Source organism: Neisseria chenwenguii (assembly GCF_002216145.1).
In the GTDB taxonomy this organism is placed as follows: Bacteria; Pseudomonadota; Gammaproteobacteria; order Burkholderiales; family Neisseriaceae; genus Neisseria; species Neisseria chenwenguii.
On record NZ_CP022278.1, the window covers coordinates 2381574 to 2399448 of the forward strand.

The 17875-nt window shown below is 54.8% G+C and carries 12 protein-coding genes; 7 read left to right on the forward strand and 5 right to left on the reverse strand.

From position 1 onward, the window contains the following. Nucleotides 1–95 precede the first annotated feature (95 nt). Complete coding sequence (dsbD, locus tag BG910_RS11505; RefSeq protein WP_089037260.1) at nt 96–1916, forward strand: protein-disulfide reductase DsbD; 1821 nt, start codon at nt 96–98, stop codon at nt 1914–1916. Nucleotides 1917–2090: 174 nt separating this feature from the next. Here dsbD and glyA read toward each other — a convergent pair whose 3' ends face one another. Both glyA and BG910_RS11515 read right to left on the reverse strand, forming a co-directional pair. Further along, nucleotides 2091–3341: a serine hydroxymethyltransferase gene (gene glyA, locus BG910_RS11510; protein WP_089036963.1), complete on the reverse strand. Its 1251-nt coding sequence runs from the start codon at nt 3339–3341 to the stop codon at nt 2091–2093. Nucleotides 3342–3502: 161 nt separating this feature from the next. Further along, a complete protein-coding gene (locus BG910_RS11515; protein WP_089036964.1) occupies nt 3503–3859 on the reverse strand; it encodes a hypothetical protein in 357 nt (118 codons plus the stop codon). Between the two features lie 161 nt (nt 3860–4020). Here BG910_RS11515 and BG910_RS11520 point away from each other — a divergent pair, with 161 nt between their 5' ends. Further along, a complete protein-coding gene (locus BG910_RS11520) occupies nt 4021–4239 on the forward strand; it encodes a YdcH family protein (RefSeq protein ID WP_089036965.1) in 219 nt (72 codons plus the stop codon). A gap of 268 nt (nt 4240–4507) precedes the next feature. Here the strand turns inward: BG910_RS11520 and recB are convergent, their stop codons facing one another. Beyond that, entirely contained in the window at nt 4508–8125 is a 3618-nt protein-coding gene (gene recB / locus BG910_RS11525) for an exodeoxyribonuclease V subunit beta (RefSeq protein WP_089036966.1), read from the reverse strand. Between the two features lie 155 nt (nt 8126–8280). Beyond that, complete coding sequence (locus BG910_RS11530; RefSeq protein WP_089036967.1) at nt 8281–9186, reverse strand: Dyp-type peroxidase; 906 nt, start codon at nt 9184–9186, stop codon at nt 8281–8283. A 162-nt stretch (nt 9187–9348) separates the two neighbouring features. Between BG910_RS11530 and BG910_RS11535 the strand changes: the two genes are divergently transcribed. The 4 genes from BG910_RS11535 to BG910_RS11560 all read left to right on the forward strand — a co-directional run bounded on the left by BG910_RS11535 (nt 9349) and on the right by BG910_RS11560 (nt 14431). Continuing rightward, nucleotides 9349–10446 carry a metallophosphoesterase gene (locus tag BG910_RS11535; protein WP_089037261.1) on the forward strand — a complete coding sequence of 366 codons (1098 nt, stop codon included), beginning with the start codon at nt 9349–9351 and terminating at the stop codon, nt 10444–10446. 825 nt (nt 10447–11271) lie between these two features. Then, complete coding sequence (locus tag BG910_RS11550; RefSeq protein WP_089036970.1) at nt 11272–11937, forward strand: carbonic anhydrase; 666 nt, start codon at nt 11272–11274, stop codon at nt 11935–11937. A gap of 86 nt (nt 11938–12023) precedes the next feature. Beyond that, nucleotides 12024–13514, forward strand: coding sequence for a cardiolipin synthase (cls, locus tag BG910_RS11555; protein WP_089036971.1), 1491 nt, complete (start codon nt 12024–12026; stop codon nt 13512–13514). 434 nt (nt 13515–13948) lie between these two features. Beyond that, entirely contained in the window at nt 13949–14431 is a 483-nt protein-coding gene (locus BG910_RS11560; protein ID WP_089036972.1) for a GNAT family N-acetyltransferase, read from the forward strand. A gap of 237 nt (nt 14432–14668) precedes the next feature. Here BG910_RS11560 and BG910_RS11565 read toward each other — a convergent pair whose 3' ends face one another. Continuing rightward, nucleotides 14669–15007, reverse strand: coding sequence for a cupin domain-containing protein (locus BG910_RS11565; RefSeq protein WP_089036973.1), 339 nt, complete (start codon nt 15005–15007; stop codon nt 14669–14671). Between the two features lie 527 nt (nt 15008–15534). Here BG910_RS11565 and nrdA point away from each other — a divergent pair. Then, entirely contained in the window at nt 15535–17814 is a 2280-nt protein-coding gene (gene nrdA, locus BG910_RS11570) for a class 1a ribonucleoside-diphosphate reductase subunit alpha (protein WP_089036974.1), read from the forward strand. The last annotated feature ends 61 nt before the right edge of the window (nt 17815–17875 follow it).

The window sequence follows — 17875 nt, forward strand, 5'->3', positions numbered from 1 at the left end:
ATCAAACCGCACGCGCGTTTTATTGCTGTATAATCCCGTTTCACATTTCCGACCGCCTGCCTAAGGGCGAAGGCCGTCTGAAAAAGGAATCCGTCATGAAAAAAATCCTCTCTTTCTTCGCCGCGTTTTTCGCGCTGGCCAATCCTGCGTTTGCCGATGCCGTCGATGCGTCGCAGCTTCTGCCGCCTGAGCAGGCGTTTGCACCGCAGCTTGAAGTTAAGGCCGACGGCGTGAACGCGCAGTTTAAAATCGCCGACGGCTATTATCTCTACCAATCGAAAATCACCGCCGTAACCGCGCCCGAGGGTGTTTTGGCGCAACCGAAATTCAGCCCGGGCGAGCAGAAGGAAGACGAGTTTTTCGGCAAACAGACCGTTTACCACAAAACCGCCAAGGTGGAATGGCCTTACGCCAAAGCCGCGCCCAAATACAAATTAACCCTGACTTATCAGGGCTGTGCGGAAGCGGGCGTCTGCTATCCGCCGACCGAGGCGGTGTTCGAGATCAACGGCAGCGGACTGTACAAACCGCCGGGCGACGGGCCGGTTTCGGCCAAAGAGCGCTTTACCCAACCCGCCGCGCAGAGTTCAGACGGTCTCTCTGCGCCCAAGCCGGTGCCCAAAGGCACGGACAGCAGCCGTTTCAAACTTTCGTGGGACACTTTAAACGCCAATCTGTTGGCGTTTTTTCTCGCGGGCTTGGGCTTGAGTTTCACCGCCTGTATGTATCCGCTTTTGCCGATTGTTTCCAGCATCATCGTCGGCGACAAATCGGCGGGCAAAGGCCGTGCGTTTGCGCTGTCGGTAGTGTATGTTCAGGGCTTGGCGCTGACTTACACGCTGGTCGGCGTGGTTGCGGGGCTGACCGGCGCTCTGCTGACCGTCTGGCTGCAACAGCCCGCCGTGGTCTTGGCGGCGGCGGCGGTGATGGTGGTGTTGGCACTGTCGATGTTCGGCCTGTTCAATATCCAGCTTCCCAACGCCGTGCAGTCGTATTTCCAAAACCAAAGCAGCAAACTTTCCGGCGGAAAAATTGTTTCCGTGTTTGTGATGGGCATGCTTTCCGCGCTGATTGTCGGCCCCTGCGTCGCGCCGCCGCTGGCGTTTGCGCTGGGCTACATCGGCCAGACGGGCGACGCGGTTTTGGGCGGGCTGGCGCTGTATGTTTTGGCTTTGGGAACGGGTGTTCCGCTGATTGCCATCGGCACCTTCGGCGGCCACATTCTGCCCCGTGCAGGCGGTTGGATGGACGGCATCAAATTCGCGTTCGGCTTCATTCTGCTGGCGGTGGCGGTTTACCTTGCCACGCCGTTTATGCCCTACGCGCTGACCGTGTCGCTTTACACGCTGCTGCTGCTCGCGCCCGCACTGATGCTGCTGTCTAAAGGGAAAAACCAAAAAGGCCGTCTGAAAAGTTTCGCCCTGCTGCTGGGCAGCCTGCTGCTCATCGGCGGCGCATGGTTCGGCTGGCAGAGCGCCAACCGCCAAACCACCGTGCTGCACCATTTCCTGACCCTGACCCCGCCTTCAGACGGCCAAACCGGACACGGCAGAATGTTTACCGACGTTGCCGAACTCAAAGCCGCAATGGCCGCCGCTTTGCAGGAAAATCCGCAAAAACCCGTATTGCTTGATTTCTACGCCGACTGGTGCGTCTCCTGCAAAGAAATGGCCGCCTATACGTTCAACCAACCCGCCGTACACGAAGCGGTCGATATTGAGCGGCTGTTTCAAATCGACGTCACCGCCAACACGCCCGAACATCAGGCGCTCTTGAAAGAATACGGCCTCTACGGCCCGCCGGGCGTGTTCGTCGTCCGTGCCGACGGCAGCCGCAGTGACGCGCTGCTGGGGTTTGTAAAATCTGATGCGTTTATTGAATGGTATCGGCAGAACGAGAAATCTAGTGAACTATAGTTGATTAAAAAAACCGTAATGATACGGCGTTGCCAACGCCTTTATGTACTATTCGTACATCGTGGGCGTTGCCGCCTTGTATCTTTCTTATTTTATTTCACTATAAAAAAAACGCTGTTTTGCCAAAACAGAAAGGCCGTCTGAAATTTCAGACGGCCTTTTTATATCGCTGTATTACGCGCCGTAAACTGGATTTTTCTCACACAAAGCCGTGACCGCTTCGCGCACTTTCGCCAAATTGGCTTCGTCTTCCGGATTTTCCAAAACGTCGGCGACCAAATTTGCCAAAACGCGCGCGTCGGCTTCGTTGAAACCGCGCGTGGTCATGGCGGCGGAACCGATGCGGATGCCTGAAGTAACGAACGGTTTTTCAGGGTCCTTCGGAATGGCGTTTTTGTTGACGGTGATGTGCGCGTTGCCCAAAGCGGCTTCGGCGGCTTTGCCGGTAATTTTCATCGGTTGCAGGTCAACCAGGAAAACGTGGCTTTCGGTGCGGCCGGAAACGATGCGCAGGCCGCGTTTTACCAACTCTTCCGCCATCGCGGCGGCGTTGGTTTTCACCTGTTTGGCGTATTGTTTGAACTCGGGTTGCAGCGCTTCTTTAAACGCCACTGCTTTGGCCGCGATGACGTGCATCAGCGGGCCGCCTTGCAGGCTCGGGAAAATGGCCGAATTCAGGGCTTTTTCATGGGTGTTGTCGCGACACAAAATTACGCCGCCGCGCGGACCGCGCAGGGTTTTGTGGGTGGTGGTGGTGACGAAATCGGCAAACGGCACGGGGTTAGGGTATTCTCCGCCCGCAACCAAGCCGGCGTAGTGCGCCATGTCCACAAACAGGTACGCCCCCACTTTGTCGGCGATTTCGCGGAATTTCGCCCAGTCGATTTCCAGTGCGTAGGCGGAGGCGCCGGCCACAATCATTTTCGGCTTGTGTTCCAAAGCCAGGCGTTCCACTTCGGCGTAATCCAGCACTTCGTTTTCGTCCAAACCGTAGGTCACGGCGTTGTAGAGCTTGCCGGAAATGTTCACGCTCGCGCCGTGGGTCAGGTGGCCGCCGTGCGCCAAGCTCATGCCCAAAATGGTGTCGCCGGGTTTCAATACCGAAGCGTAAACGGCTTGGTTGGCCTGCGAACCGGAATGCGGCTGCACATTGGCGTATTCCGCGCCGAAGAGCTGTTTGACGCGGTCAATGGCGAGCTGTTCGGCCACATCGACGTGTTCGCAGCCGCCGTAGTAGCGTTTGCTCGGATAGCCCTCGGCATATTTGTTGGTCAGCTGGCTGCCCTGCGCTTCCATGACGGCGCAGCTTACATAGTTTTCAGAGGCAATCAGCTCGACGTGGTCTTGCTGGCGTGTGACTTCCGCTGCGATGGCGGCGGCAAGCTCGGGGTCGTATTTTTCGATGGTCAGGCTTTTGGAGAACATGGTTTATCCTTGCTTTGAAATGGAAAGAGGGCGGAAAAATCTGGTGGACAATGTATCAAAATATCAGAAATTGTCAACAATCTTTGTGGTTTTTAAGGCCGTCTGAAAAGGGAAAAAACCTTGCAGGAAGCCGGTTTTATTTTATTTCACTATCAGACGGCCTAAGGGAAGAACTTATCTTCGTTCAGATGAAAATCGATTTTTTCAAGCTGCGCTTCCAAATCGTATTCGTGTTGCGCCGCTTTCAGATTTTTTGCCAATTCTGCCAGCGCAAGCGCTTCGAGGCGCTGTTGCTCGATTTTTTGCGCCTCTTCGCCGAATATTTTCACATTGTCGGGCAAAGTCAGCGGCAAACCCGCTTCGTCAGGCGGGAAGAGGGTGGCGTCATCGACAAAAAATTCCGCATCGGGCGCGGGCGTATCGTCCCAATTCGCGTCGTTGACGGGCAGCCAATGGGCGCGGTTTTCCAAAAGGACAAACTGCCCGTTGTGCCCGAAGAACGGTTTGAAGGCTTTCATTTCATTCGGTTTTAAACGGATTGGTACGATTGTATGCCCGCCGTATCGCGCCGTCCAGCTTGAAAATACTGGATAGGATTGGGGCTTTGTTATAGAATGTAATCAAGAAACAGCGGCGGTTTCGCCGTATTTTTAGCCAGCCTTAATGAGAGGAAAACATCATGTTCCCAGAGTATCGCGATTTAATTTCCAAGCTGAAACAGGAAGACGCACACTTCGCCCGTTTGTTTGACGAGCACAACGAGCTGGACGACAAAATTACCGGCTTGGTCAACGACCCCGTTACCAGCGGTGCGGATGAAATTGAAGAGCTGAAAAAAGAAAAACTGCGTCTGAAAGACGAATTGTACGAAATTCTGCGTAAAGCCGCCGCTGAATAAGCGTCGGAAACAGTTAAAAGGCCGTCTGAAAACTTTTTGGGTTTTCAGACGGCCTTTCTGTATAGTCGAATTCCTATAAAACCGCAACAATGTAGGTCGGATACTTGCATCCGACAAACTGATGCAGCCTGAAATGTCGGATTCAAGAATCCGATCTACGCTTTGAAATAAGATTTTTGATTTTCAGGAATTTCACTATACCGGCGTGAAACGGCGGTTTTCAGACGGCCTTCAAACGCTATTTGCAAATTTCTACAGAATCCCACCCTCATAGCCATCGCGCCAAATCCTCAGTTTCCACATCCCACTGCCAAATCCCGTTTTCCGAGCCGTCGAGGCCGCGCAGGAAGAGGTAGCGTACGGCGATTTTGGGCAGGGGCTGTCGGCGTTCGCGGAAATAGCGGGCGACGGCGACGGCGTAAATCAGGGCTTGCAGGTAGTAGTGGTGGTGGGCGACGGCTTCGTTCATGGCCTGTTGCGTATAGGCCAGTGTGTCGTTGCCGAGGTGGTTGGATTTGTAGTCGATGATGCAGACGAGGCCGTCTGAAGTTTGGAAAATCATGTCGATAAAGCCGTTGAGAAAGCCTTTGACGTCTTGAAAATCCAGCATTCCGGCGGCTTCGGCGCATTCGGGCGGCAGGCCGGCGTCGGGGCGGCGGAACCATTTCTGCAACTCGCCGAGTTTGAAATCTTCGGTGTAGAGCGTGAAGCCCATTTCAGGCAGGCGCGCGGCAGCGGGGACGTCGGCCAATGACGCGCCGCCGGCGAGCGGAGTTTGGCGGCAGGTGTCGAGCAGGGCGTTGACGGCGGGCAGCCATTTTTCTTCAAAACCGTAGCGGGCGAGGATTTCGGCGGTTTGCGCCTGCTGTTCGGCGGCGGGGCGGTTGAAATCGAGTTTTTCCAGCATTTCGTGCAGACAAACGCCCGCATTGGCGCCGCGCGGGAAGTGGTGGATGTCGGCTTCGTTTTCAGACGGCACGCTCGGATTTTCAGACAGCATCACGGCGGTTTCGGCGGGTTCGAGGCTGGGTTGCAGCGCTTCGTGCCCGCTGTCGGCGTTTTTAGCAAAACGGCTCAAACCGGTAAAACTGGTATGGCGCACGGATTCGAATGTGCGCTCGGGAATTTCGGCGGCGGCCAAACGGGGCGGGGCGTCGCTCGCAGCGGCTACGGCGGCAGCCGGCGGTTCGCCCTCGATAAAAGCAAATTCGGTATCGGCGGGCGCGTTTTCGATAAAACGCAGCCAGTTCCGTTTCAGCATCGCCGTCGCGGCTTGGTCTCTTTGGTCTTTTTCTGCATTGTTCCGTTCACTCTGATAAGCCTCCTGAACTGCCGCCCGATCAGCATCCCGACTGCCTTCGAGCAGATAGGCGAAGGTGTTTGCGGGCATGTCGTTGCAACAGGCGGCGTAGATGTTGAGCTGCTCTTCGGCGCGGGTGAGGGCGACGTAGAGCAGGCGCAGGCGTTCGGCGAGGTCTTCGTCGGCCTGTCGGGCTTGGTCGTCGCCGGTAAGCTGGGCTTTGGCGAGCAGCTCGGTTTGGCCGTTCGGGTTGTGTACAACCGCCCATTCTTCGCTGAGGCCGGAAGCGTCCCATGCAAACGGGCAGTACACCAGCGGATACTGCAAGCCTTTTGAGGCGTGCATGGTAACGATTTTGACCAGCGCTTCGTCGCTTTCCAGCCGCAGGGTTTTGTTTTCGGCAACGCTGCCGTTTTGCGCTTCGGCGATTTGCGCGTTGAGCCATTGCAACAGCGCCTGCGGGCTGTGGCTCTGCGCGTCTTCTTCGGCCAGAAGCTCGAGAAGCTGGCTGTAATTGGTCAGGCTGCGGGTGTTGCCGTCTGAAAGCAGGCGCGTTTCGATGCCGTGGCGGGCGGCGAAATTCTGCATCGCGGCGTAAAAGCCGTGCCACTGCCATTCGCGCGCCGCTTGGGCGGCGGAATCCGACCAAGCGAGTAGGGCGGCTTCGTCGCGGTTGAGCGCGAAAAGCGCTCCGGCATCGTAGCGGAACAACACGCCTGTGAGCGCAAAGCGCAGCGGTTCGGTATCGCGCGGCTCGAGCCAGAATTGCAGCAGCGCGGCGAGGGCGGCAGCTTCTTGTTCGGCGAACACCGATTCGCTGTGCAGCATCACGCTCTGAATCCGCCGCGTTTTCAAAGCGTCGGCGACCAAACGCCCTTCGTTTTTGGTGCGCACCAAAACGGCGATGTCATCCGAGCGCAGCGGTGCGTCTTTAAAATTCAGACGGCCTGAAGCCGCTTCGGCGAGCGCAAACGCGATTTCGTCGGCGCAATATTCGGCAGCACGGCGGCGCAGCGCGTCTTTCGCGGGCAGGTCGACGTCGCTTTCATGCAGCCAGCGCACCTGAACCGCAGGCCGCGCAGGTTTCAGACGGCCTGTTTCCCGCGCCGCGCCGACTTTGCCGTAAGTAATGTCGGGCAGCACAAACGGGCGGTTTTTCTGCTGAAACAGCGCACCGATGCCGTTGATCAGCTTCGCGTGGCTGCGGTAGTTCACATCCAGCGTGTAATGCCGCGCCGCATCTTTAGCGGCTTGCAGATAGGCGTAAATGTCGGCGCCGCGGAAGCTGTAAATCGCCTGCTTGGGGTCGCCGACGAGAAACAGTGCGCGGTTTTGCGCGGCGAAAATGCGGCTGAAAATTTCGTATTGCAGCGGGTCGGTGTCTTGAAACTCATCAATCAGCGCCACACGCCAGTTTTGCGCCACCGCCTCGGCAAGCGCTGTGCCATGCGGATTGTCGGTCAGCGCGCGGTGCACATCCAGCAGCAAATCGTCGAAATTTCGTTCGCGGCGGGATTTTTTCGCCTCTTCAACCGCCGCGTTCAAATAATCCAGCAAATCCAAATGCAACCGGATCCGCGCATCTTCCGCCGCTTTGTCTGCCGCTTCCAAATCGCGCCCCAAATCCGCAACTGTCTGTAAATCGGCGAAGGCCGCCGCGTCGGGTGTTTGGCCTTTTTTCAGACGGCCTTCCAATTCGTCCGCCGCCAGCATGTTCATTTTGTCGTCAAACTCGGGCAGTGCGTCGTTTTCCGCCGCGGTTTTGAGTTTGGCGAACAGCGCGGTAAATGTCGTTTTCCGGTAGGAATTGCCGTTGAGCGTCGGAAAAATCCGCCAAAATGTTTCTTCCAATTTATCCAGTTTTCCGCGCACTTTTTCCCATTTTTCCGTCACCGCCGCACGTGTTTCCGCCAAATCCGTTTCAGGCCGTCTGAAAGTCAGATACGGCCTGCCGACGTAGCTTTTCAGCGTGTCCAACATTTTTTGCGGCGTCAGCCTTTTTTGAAACACCAGTTCCGCCAAAGTCGGGTCGTTGACAATCCGTTCGCGCCAAAAATCCTGCGCGGGAATCAGCAGACGCCCGCGGCTTTCGTCGGCAAGTTCCACATCAAACGGCGCTCGGCACAAAAATGCATAATCGCGCAAAACCCGCTGGCAGAAGCCGTGTATCGTGTAAACCGCCGCATTGTCGAAATCCCCGACCGCCGCCTTAAGCCGCACAATCAGCCGCGCGCGGCTTTCCCGCTGCAAGGCCGCACGTAAAAGCTCGGGCAGAAATTCATCGCCGCGGTGGTTTGCCGCGCAATATTCATCGAGGCCGTCTGAATCCTCCGCGTCTTCCATGCTTTCCAACGCCTGCAAAACATCGTCCAAACGCGCGCGCAGACGGGTTTTCAGTTCCGCCGTCGCCGCTTTGGTAAAGGTAACGACCAAGACGCTTTCGACGTTTATCTGCTCCAAAACAATCAGGCGCGCAAACAGCGCGGCAATGCCGTAGGTCTTGCCTGTGCCGGCAGAGGCTTCGATAAGGTTGGTGCCGTCGATGGGCGCGGTAAGCGGGCGGAACGGTTGGGCGGATGCGGTCATAACGGGGTTTCTAAGCTGGAAAATATCGGAAGTGATTATCGCAAAGGCCGTCTGAAAATAGGTTTTCAGACGGCATCTTAGTCAATCCGGGCGGTTTGTACGATTACGCCGCTTGCAGCGGCTAACCGTACCTACGGAATCTGTTTCAGACGGCCTCACAAATCCGCCAAACGCTCGACCGGCGGGGCATAGTAATAGGCGCCGGATACGGCGGTGGAGAGGTGTTGCAGCAGTCGGTCGGTTTTGCCGTCGGTTTCGCCGAACATGCTCAAAAGCTGGGCTTCGATGTTGTGCAGCGTGTGGCAGTAGGCGGTGAACATCAGGCCGTGTTCGCCGCTGATTTTGCCGTAGGGCAGGCTGCGGCGGACGATTTTGAGGCCGACGCCGTCTTCTTTGAGGTTGACGCGGCCGAGGTGGGAATCGGGCAGGCGCACGGATTTGTCGAACTCGATGTCGTCGGCTTTGCTGCGGCCGACGTCGGCTTCCTGTTCGGCGGTGCCGATGCGCTGCCATTTACCGAGGTCGTGGCGGTAGTTTTGCAGCAGAACGTAGCTGCCGCCGGCGTCGGGTCGGCCGGCGGGAATCAGCGCAGTGGCGGCGATTTTTTCGCCCTGCGGGTTTTCCGTACCGTCCACGAAGCCGTCGAGGCCGCGGTTTTGGTGCAGGCGCAGGCCGTGTTCTTCTCTTGCGACTTTGATGCTGCTGCCGAACGCGGCGAGTACGGCTTGCGCGAGCGCGTAGACGGCGTCTTGGCGCATGGCTTGGATGTGGATGAAGAGGTCGTGTTGGGTGGCGGGCGCGAGGCCGTTGCCTAAGGCGCGAAAGGGTTTGAGTTCGCCGCCTTCGTTTTGGTGGCCGAACGATTTCCACGCTTCGCTGCCGAATGCGATGGTCAGGCCCAAAACGGCGTCGGGAAATTCGGCCTGCCAACGGGCGAGCGCGGCAAGGCTGTCGCGGCAGGCGGCGGGCGCGGCTTTGAGGCCGTCTGAAACGAAATCGGCTTCAATGAAAATGCCGGCTTTGCAGCCGTCGGGGAGGATGGCGGTTTGCGGGGTAGTCATGGTTTGTCTCCTTTTCTTGTCTGATGTATGGAGATTATAACGCGTCAGGCGGGAAAGGGCCGTCTGAAAACGCCGCACTTTAACCTGTGCTTGCTTTCAGACGGCCTTTGTTCACTTGTCGGTGTGCTAAAATCGCGGCCTTGTTTATTTTGGAAACCGATGATGCGTATTGCCGCTTTTATTCTGACTTTGATTCTGCTCCAAGTGTTTACCTTCGGCTTGGGGCGTTCGCTGCAATGGCTGTTTGCGCCGTTTACCGGGAGGAAAACCCACCGTTGGCTGATGGCATGCGCATATCTGCTGACAAACGGGCTGATTGCCGGCATTTTCACCGCGCTGTTTTTCCAGACGGCACATTGGGCGTTCCGCGCGATGGCATTTTGGATGGTAGCGCTGTTGTTTGCCGCCTATGCTGCGCTGGCGACGTTTGTTCTGTATCTGCTGTTGCGAAAATTTATGGCGCAACCGCCGCTTTCGCGCGCGCTGCGGGTGTTTGCACCGCTGTTTTTTATCGGGCTGGCGGCGTTTGCCGTGTTTAACGCCTATGTGCCGACCGTGCGCCACGCGAGCGTTACCATCAATAAAAAAATGGCCAAACCGCTGCGCATCGGCATGGCCAGCGATATGCACTTCGGCGTATTGTTCGGTGCGCGCCAAATGGACAAACTCGCCGGCATCATGGCGCAGGAAAAAGTCGATATCATCCTGCTGCCGGGCGATTTGATGGACGACAACGTCGATGCTTATCTTAAAGAAAACATGCGCCCGCATCTGGAAAAACTGCGCGCGCCGCTGGGTGTGTACGCCACTTTGGGCAACCACGACCTTTTCGGCCATCAAGCAGAAATCCGCCGCGAGGTGGAAAAAGCGGGAATAACCGTTTTGGCGAACGAAGCGGTGGAAAAACACGGCCTGCTGCTGGTCGGACGCAATGATGAGATGGATACCAAACGCCCGCCGGCAGACGAAATCCTGCGCGGTAAAAATACCGGTCTGCCTGTTTTGCTGATGGATCACCGCCCGACTTCCATTGACGCACACGCCAAGCTGCCCGTCGATATTCAGGTTTCCGGCCACGTCCACAACGGTCAGGTTGCGCCTGCGAATTTCATCGTCGCCGCGCTTTACGATTTGGCCTACGGCTACAAACAGCAGGGTAACGGCCATTATTTCGTCAGTTCCGGCTACGGCTTTTGGGGTGTGCCGACGCGGCTGGGTTCGCGTTCGGAAGTTTGGATTATTGATGTGGAAGGGAAATAGGATATAACTGCAAGCAGGCCGTCTGAAAGATTCAGACGGCCTGCTTGCAGTTTTCGGAACAACAAACCCTTTAATTTAGAATCCGCATTCTTCGCAGATACATGGATCAGGGGCATTCAGCGCCGCAATTCCGCCGGTAACCGCCCCTATCGCCGCGCCGGCCGCTGTGCCGACAATGATTGCGGGGCCGGCCTCTGTTCCTGCCGATAAAGCCCCTGCGGCCAATCCGATACCGCCTCCGATAGCGGCTCCTGCCGTTGCCCCATTGCCCATTCCCGGAAGAACTTGGCTTACTGTTGCTCCTCCGCTGACGAACTCCAAATTCTGTGCTGTTAGATCAAACATTATTTACTCCTTTTGTCGGTTGAGAAAAAACCATCATATTTTTCTATGGAGACATAAGCTATGATTGCCATCATAAAAAAAATACAAAATAATTTTGAATATAAAAGAAACGTCTGCATTGAAAAGCCGTCCGTAAACCAGCTATAGGAGAACATACCGACGGTAAAAACAGACAACGTTATAAACAGGTATTTTGAGAAAATAAGGATATATTTCATATATTTTTAATATAAATAGTAATTATTATCTAATATAATAAATTGAGCATCGTTTTTTTGTGTTAAGAAATTATATTTTCTGAAAATATAAGCTGTTTTCCCGTGCGGGTTCACATCCTTTTTTATCAATTTTGAAAATGATAAATGGCTACAGGCCGTCTGAAAACGGGAACACAGTTTTCAGACGGCCTTCAAACTTGCTCCGCCGCGCAAATCCGCCTAGACTTAAACCCGCATTTTGCCGTCTGAAAAGGAATCCGAAATGATCAAAACCCGCGAAGACATTTTCGAACACAACCGTGAATGGGCGGAACAGCAGCTGCAAAACGATCCGCACTTTTTCGACAACCTCGCCGCTTCGCAGAATCCCGACTACCTCTATATCGGCTGTTCAGACAGCCGCGTGACCGCCGAAGAGATGATGGGGATGCAGCCGGGCGATGTGTTCGTACACCGCAATATCGCCAATATGGTCAATCCTTTGGACATCAATGCGGCCTCGGTGGTGGGTTATGCCGTGGATTATCTGCGGGTCAAACACATTGTCGTCTGCGGGCATTACAACTGCGGCGGCATCAAGGCGGCGATGCAGCCGCGCGATTACGGCGCGCTCAATCCTTGGCTGCGCAATGTGCGGGATATTTACCGCCTGCACCGTGAGGAATTGGATGCGATTGAAGACGAAACCGCGCGTTACGACCGTTTGGTGGAAATAAATGTTCAGGAACAATGCGTCAACATCATCAAGATGGCGGAAGTGCAGAAACGCTATATCCACGAGCATTATCCGACGGTACACGGCTGGGTGTTCGACATCCGCACAGGCCGTCTGAAAGATTTGCAGATTGATTTTGAACAGATTCTGCACAATATTCAGAAAATTTACGATTTGACCGACGGTCAATGGGAAGTGTCGGTACCGCGTTAGACTTTTTCAGACGGCCTGAGCGTGTTTCCTGTTTGTCATGCCGTCTGAAAACCGTTTCTCCCTTTTATCTGTTTCCTTAATTTCCCATGACATCATTCAACATCACTTGGTCTGAAATATTCCTCGCCGTCCACACCACTGCCGCGCTGGCCTGCATGATGCGCGTACTCTACAAACAGAAAAACATCGGCTCGACTTTTGCCTGGCTGATTATTCTGTTTCTGTTTCCGCTCTTCGGCACCATTGCCTACATCCTCATCGGCGAACCGCGCCTCGGCGCCGCACGGGCAAAGCGTACCGGCGAAATGAACCGTTTCTACCAAGGCTTTGCCGACCAATATCTCGAAGGCGTGTACCTCGATATCGCGGATAAAGTGAAACCGCATTACTACGGCATCAGCAAAGTCGCCGCGCGGGCAACCGGCTTGGGTGCGACGCAGAGCAACGCGATGGCGCTGCTTTCCACCACCGACGACATCATCGGTGCTATGCTGGCCGACATCGAAGCGGCAGAGCACTCCTGCATGCTCGCGTTCTATATCATCGACCCGCAGGGGCGGATTAAAACCCTGCTCGAAGCCGTTATCCGCGCGGCACAGCGCGGCGTGGACTGCGCTATTCTGGCCGATGCCGTGGGCAGCAGCGGCTTTTTCGACAGCGGTTGGGTCGAGCGTTTGAAAGAAGCCGGCGTGGAAGTGGAAAGTGCTTTGCCGGTCGGCCTCTGGCGCACGCTGTTCACCCGCAGCGATCTGCGCAACCACCGCAAAATCCTCGTGATTGACGGCAAAACCGGCTACACCGGCAGCTTCAACCTCGCCGATCCGAAATTTTTCAAAAAAGACGCCGGCGTCGGGCAATGGGTGGACGTGATGATGCGCTGCACCGGGCCGATGGTGTTGGAAATGTCCGCCGTATTTTTCGCCGATTTGGCGGTGGAAGACGACGAAAACCTGCAAGGCATCCAAAAATACCTCACCGAACACCAAGACCGTATCCCGCAGCTTCTGCCTGAAAAAATGAAGCAGGGCAGCATCGTCGCCCAAGTCATCCCATCCGCGCCCGAGCAGGGCGAGCATGTGATTTACGAAACCATCATCAGCGCCGTCCACGCCGCCACCCGACGGGTAACGATTACCACGCCGTATTTCGTGCCCGACGAACCGTTGTTGACCGCGCTCACCGTCGCCGCCAAGCGCGGTGTGGACGTTACCCTCATCGTGCCCGAAAAAGTCGATTCGCTGTTGGTGCGTTACGCCTCGCGCGCCTATTACCCCATGTTGCTCGCCTCCGGCGTGAAAATCGCCGCTTTCAAGGGCGGCCTGCTGCACGCCAAAACCATGACCATCGACGAAGATTACGCGCTGTTCGGCACGGTCAACATGGACATGCGCAGCTTCTTCCTAAACCTCGAAATCAGCCTCGCCATCTACGACCGCGATATGGCCAATCAGATTTACGCGCTCCAGCAGCAGTATCTGGCCGACAGCGAATGCATCAGCGTCCGCACATGGCAGCAGCGCTCGAAATGGTGGGGGTTGGTGGAGAATGTGGTCAGACTGGTGAGTCCGTTGCTTTAGGCCGTCTGAAAATGCGGTGCAGACATTATTTTCAGAAACTTTGCCCGCCCGAGCGCGGTCTAATGGGCACCTGCGTTTCAAGCGGGCGTTCTGACGGCTGCGGATATTCAGTTGCAAAACTATATCTTTTATGCCGTTAAAATTAACCGTATAATGGCAGCCGAAAAAGCAGGGCGGACAGCACGCCCTAAATGCCGTTTCCACACCGCAAACTGTTTTTCAGACGGCCTTATCCGCCGAACAGGCCGTCTGAAAAATATAGTGAATTAAAATAAGAAAGATACAAGGCGGCAAGGCGCGGACGGTACGGGTAGTACGGGACAGATGAACTTGGCGCTTCAGCGCCTTAGTGAATCGTCCTCTTTGAGCTCAGCCGCAGCCAACAAAGTAGATTTCTTATTTTAATTTACTATACACACCGACCGAGCTGCATCATGAGTCTGTTAACCGTCCTCCGACCCGCCACCGAAAACGACTGCCGTTTCATACACAACGCCCATATCCACGCCGTGCAATATACCTGCATCCGCAGCTACGACGAGCGTGTGTTGCAGGCTTGGGAAGCGCATCTGGACATGGACAGCTACCGCGCGACGATGGCCGACAAGACCAAAGCCTTGTGGGTGGTCGAATACCGCGGCCATGTGCAGGGGTTTTTCCAAGTCGATTTCAAAGAATCCACGCTTGATGCGCTGTATGTACACCCGTTCGTCCACAATCAGGGCTTGGGCACGGCGCTGTTGCAACGGGCGGAAGAGTTGGCGGTTAAGGCGGGGTTGAGCTTTTTAAAGTTGTATGCTTCGCTCAATTCCGTGCCGTTTTACCGTTTGAGCGGATATGAATCGCTGGGTGCAGCGCTGCTGCCCTTGAATGAAACGGTTAAAGTGAAATGTGAGTTGATGCGCAAGTATCTGTAAATAAAACTATAAAAGGCCGTCTGAAAACCTAAAAAGTTTTCAGACGGCCTTTTTTTATAGTGAAATAAAATATAAGAAAGATACAAGGCGGCAAGGCGCGGACAGTACGGTAGTACGGGACAGATGAACTTGGCGCTTCAGCGCCTTGGTGAATCGTCCTCTTTGAGCCCGACCACAGCCAACGAAGTAGATTTTTTATTTCATTTCACTATATGAGATGAGCGGTTTCAGACGGCCTTACATACAGCAGCTGCCGAAACGGAGTTTTTTGCTGAATACCAATTCGTGCGTGAGCTGCTTGATTACCAAAATATTGGTGGCGTCTTCCAGCGCACGGATGCTGTGTGCTTCGTTGGATTCGAGGCGGACGATTTGCAGTCCGCGGGTTTCGATGGTGGCTGCATCGGTAACGATTTGCGCGCTGCCGTTCAAAACCAGCAGCAACACAATCGCATCGGTCTGATAGGTCGGAATCTCGTTGTCTTTTTGCAGGGAAAGCTGCACGATTTCCTGATCATTGTCGCTGGCAATCACGCCGCCGAGCAGGGCTTTGGGATCTAAAGTATATTGTTTCATGATTTACCCTGGATGTTGAAAAATTTCTTTTGGAATTATAGTCTTTTCAATCATTAATCAGAGAATTAACTGCTTATTTGTTTGACTTGGCGCAAAGGCCGTCTGAAAATCTGCGGCAATATTCAGACGGCCTGATGCCGTCGTTTTCATGAAACAACACAGTCTGCGTTTGCATAATTTAACACAGTATTCAGATGGCGGAATTTGCCTGCCGCCGCAGAAAAAACTCCGTTTTCAGACGGCATAGGAAGAATGTAAAGCGTCTGATTAAACAGGCGGATAGAAAACCGTGAAGCAAATGCTGTATTTTTAGAGCAGCGCGGAAAGCCTGTGTGGACGGCAATGTGCGTTTTTCGGATGCGGATCTGCCGAAAGGTCGAAAGGCCGTCTGAAAGGAAAAAACATGTCCGGCAACGGAAAAACCGCAGGCTTGTCAAGACTGGTTAAGCGTAAAAAATTACTTTATATTGTGCCCCTGATGATCAAACCGTACTGTATCTTGTGTTTCAGAGGAAAAGGCCACTACGATGAATGCGACTGCTAATTTGAAAGTAACCAAACGCGACGGACGCTTGGAACCGATTGATTTGGATAAAATCCACCGCGTGGTAACTTGGGCGGCGGAAGGGCTGCGCAATGTTTCCGTGTCGCAGGTCGAATTGAAGTCGCACATCCAGTTTTACAACGGCATCCGCACCGACGACATCCACGAAACCATCATCAAGGCCGCGGCCGACCTGATTTCGCAGGATACGCCCGATTACCAGTATCTCGCCGCTCGCTTGGCGATTTTCCACATCCGCAAAATCGCCTACGGCCAATTCGAGCCGCCGCATCTTTACGATCATGTCAGCAAGCTGGTTGCCGCCGGCAAATACGACAAACACCTGATTGCCGACTATTCGCGCGAAGAGTTTGACGAACTCGATGCCTATATCGACCACAGTCGCGACATGGCGTTCTCTTACGCCGCCGTGAAGCAGCTTGAGGGCAAATATCTGGTGCAAAACCGCGTTACCCGCCAAATCTATGAAACGCCGCAGTTTCTGTATGTTTTGGTGGCGATGTGCCTGTTCAGCAAATACCCGAAAGAAACGCGTCTGGATTATGTGAAACGCTTCTACGACGCGGTTTCCACTTTCAAAGTCTCGCTGCCGACGCCGATTATGAGCGGCGTACGCACACCGACACGCCAATTCTCAAGCTGCGTGTTGATTGAATGCGACGACAGCTTGGATTCCATCAACGCCACCACCAGCGCGATTGTGAAATACGTTTCCCAACGAGCCGGTATCGGTATCAACGCCGGCCGAATCCGCGGCTTGGGCAGCGAAATCCGCGGCGGCGAAGCGCAGCATACGGGCTGTATTCCGTTTTTCAAAATGTTTCAAGCCGCGGTCAAATCCTGTTCGCAGGGCGGCGTGCGCGGTGGCGCGGCAACCCTGTTTTACCCGATGTGGCACATCGAAGTCGAAAGCCTGCTGGTTTTGAAAAACAACCGCGGCGTGGAAGAAAACCGCGTGCGCCAGCTTGATTACGGCGTTCAAATCAACCGCCTGCTCTACACCCGCCTGATTAAAGGCGGCAACATCACGCTGTTTTCACCCAACGAAGTGCCGGGGCTTTACGACGCCTTTTTCGCCGACCAAGACGAATTCGAGCGCCTGTATGTGAAATACGAGCAGGACGAATCCATCCGTAAACGCGTTGTGCCTGCGACCGATTTATTCTCATCGCTGATGCAGGAACGCGCCGGCACCGGCCGCATCTACATCCAAAACGTTGACCACTGCAACACCCACAGCCCGTTTGACCCGCGCGTTGCGCCCGTGCGCCAGTCGAATCTGTGTTTGGAAATCGCCTTGCCGACCAAGCCGCTGGACAACATCAACGACAAAAACGGCGAAATCGCCTTGTGTACGCTGTCGGCTTTCAACTTGGGCGCGATTGACAACCTTGACGAATTTGAAAATCTGGCCGATTTGACCGTCCGCGCTTTGGACGCGCTGCTGGACTACCAAGACTATCCCGTACCGGCCGCCAAAATAGCGACCATGAACCGCCGTACACTGGGCATCGGTGTGATTAACTACGCCTACTATTTGGCGAAAAACGGCGTGAAATACGGCGACGATTCCGCCATCGGCCTGACCCACCGTACCTTTGAAGCCATGCAGTATTACCTGCTGAAAGCCTCCGTGAATCTGGCCAAAGAATACGGCGCGTGTCCGCTGTTTAACGAAACCGTCTATTCGCAAGGTAAATTGCCGATTGATACCTACAAAAAAGATTTGGACGCGATTTGCAGCGAACCGCTGCATTACGATTGGGCAAGCCTGCGTGCCGACATCGTCAAACACGGCCTGCGCAACTCAACCTTGACCGCCTTGATGCCGTCTGAAACCAGTTCGCAAATCGCCAACGCCACCAACGGCATTGAGCCGCCGCGCGGCTTGGTATCCGTGAAAGCCTCCAAAGACGGCATTTTGAAACAAGTCGTGCCTGAGTTTGAGACCCTCAAAGGCGCATACGAAACCCTGTGGCAAATGCCCGGCAACGACGGCTATCTGAAACTCGTCGGCGTGATGCAGAAATTCGTCGACCAAGCGATTTCCGCCAATACCAGCTACGACCCTGCCAAATTTGAGGGCGGCAAAGTTTCCATGAAACAGATGCTCAAAGATTTGCTCACCGCCTACAAATACGGCGTCAAAACCCTGTATTACCACAACACCCGCGACGGCGCGGACGATACGCAGACCGATATTCAGGACGACGGCTGCGCAGGCGGGGCGTGTAAGATTTAAGTCGGTTGTAGACTGGGCTTCAGCCCAGCGTTGAGCGGCATCAATATTTCAGATGGTCTGC

Bases quoted from the DNA above. Each gene is read 5' to 3' on its own strand.
- BG910_RS11515 (WP_089036964.1), bottom strand. From the start codon at position 3,859: ATGAAAGCCTTCAAACCGTTCTTCGGGCACAACGGGCAGTTTGTCCTT.
- BG910_RS11560 (WP_089036972.1), top strand. From the start codon at position 13,949: ATGAGTCTGTTAACCGTCCTCCGACCCGCCACCGAAAACGACTGCCGT.
- BG910_RS11520 (WP_089036965.1), top strand. From the start codon at position 4,021: ATGTTCCCAGAGTATCGCGATTTAATTTCCAAGCTGAAACAGGAAGAC.
- dsbD (WP_089037260.1), top strand. From the start codon at position 96: ATGAAAAAAATCCTCTCTTTCTTCGCCGCGTTTTTCGCGCTGGCCAAT.
- cls (WP_089036971.1), top strand. From the start codon at position 12,024: ATGACATCATTCAACATCACTTGGTCTGAAATATTCCTCGCCGTCCAC.
- glyA (WP_089036963.1), bottom strand. From the start codon at position 3,341: ATGTTCTCCAAAAGCCTGACCATCGAAAAATACGACCCCGAGCTTGCC.
- BG910_RS11565 (WP_089036973.1), bottom strand. From the start codon at position 15,007: ATGAAACAATATACTTTAGATCCCAAAGCCCTGCTCGGCGGCGTGATT.
- recB (WP_089036966.1), bottom strand. From the start codon at position 8,125: ATGACCGCATCCGCCCAACCGTTCCGCCCGCTTACCGCGCCCATCGAC.
- nrdA (WP_089036974.1), top strand. From the start codon at position 15,535: ATGAATGCGACTGCTAATTTGAAAGTAACCAAACGCGACGGACGCTTG.
- BG910_RS11535 (WP_089037261.1), top strand. From the start codon at position 9,349: ATGCGTATTGCCGCTTTTATTCTGACTTTGATTCTGCTCCAAGTGTTT.
- BG910_RS11530 (WP_089036967.1), bottom strand. From the start codon at position 9,186: ATGACTACCCCGCAAACCGCCATCCTCCCCGACGGCTGCAAAGCCGGC.
- BG910_RS11550 (WP_089036970.1), top strand. From the start codon at position 11,272: ATGATCAAAACCCGCGAAGACATTTTCGAACACAACCGTGAATGGGCG.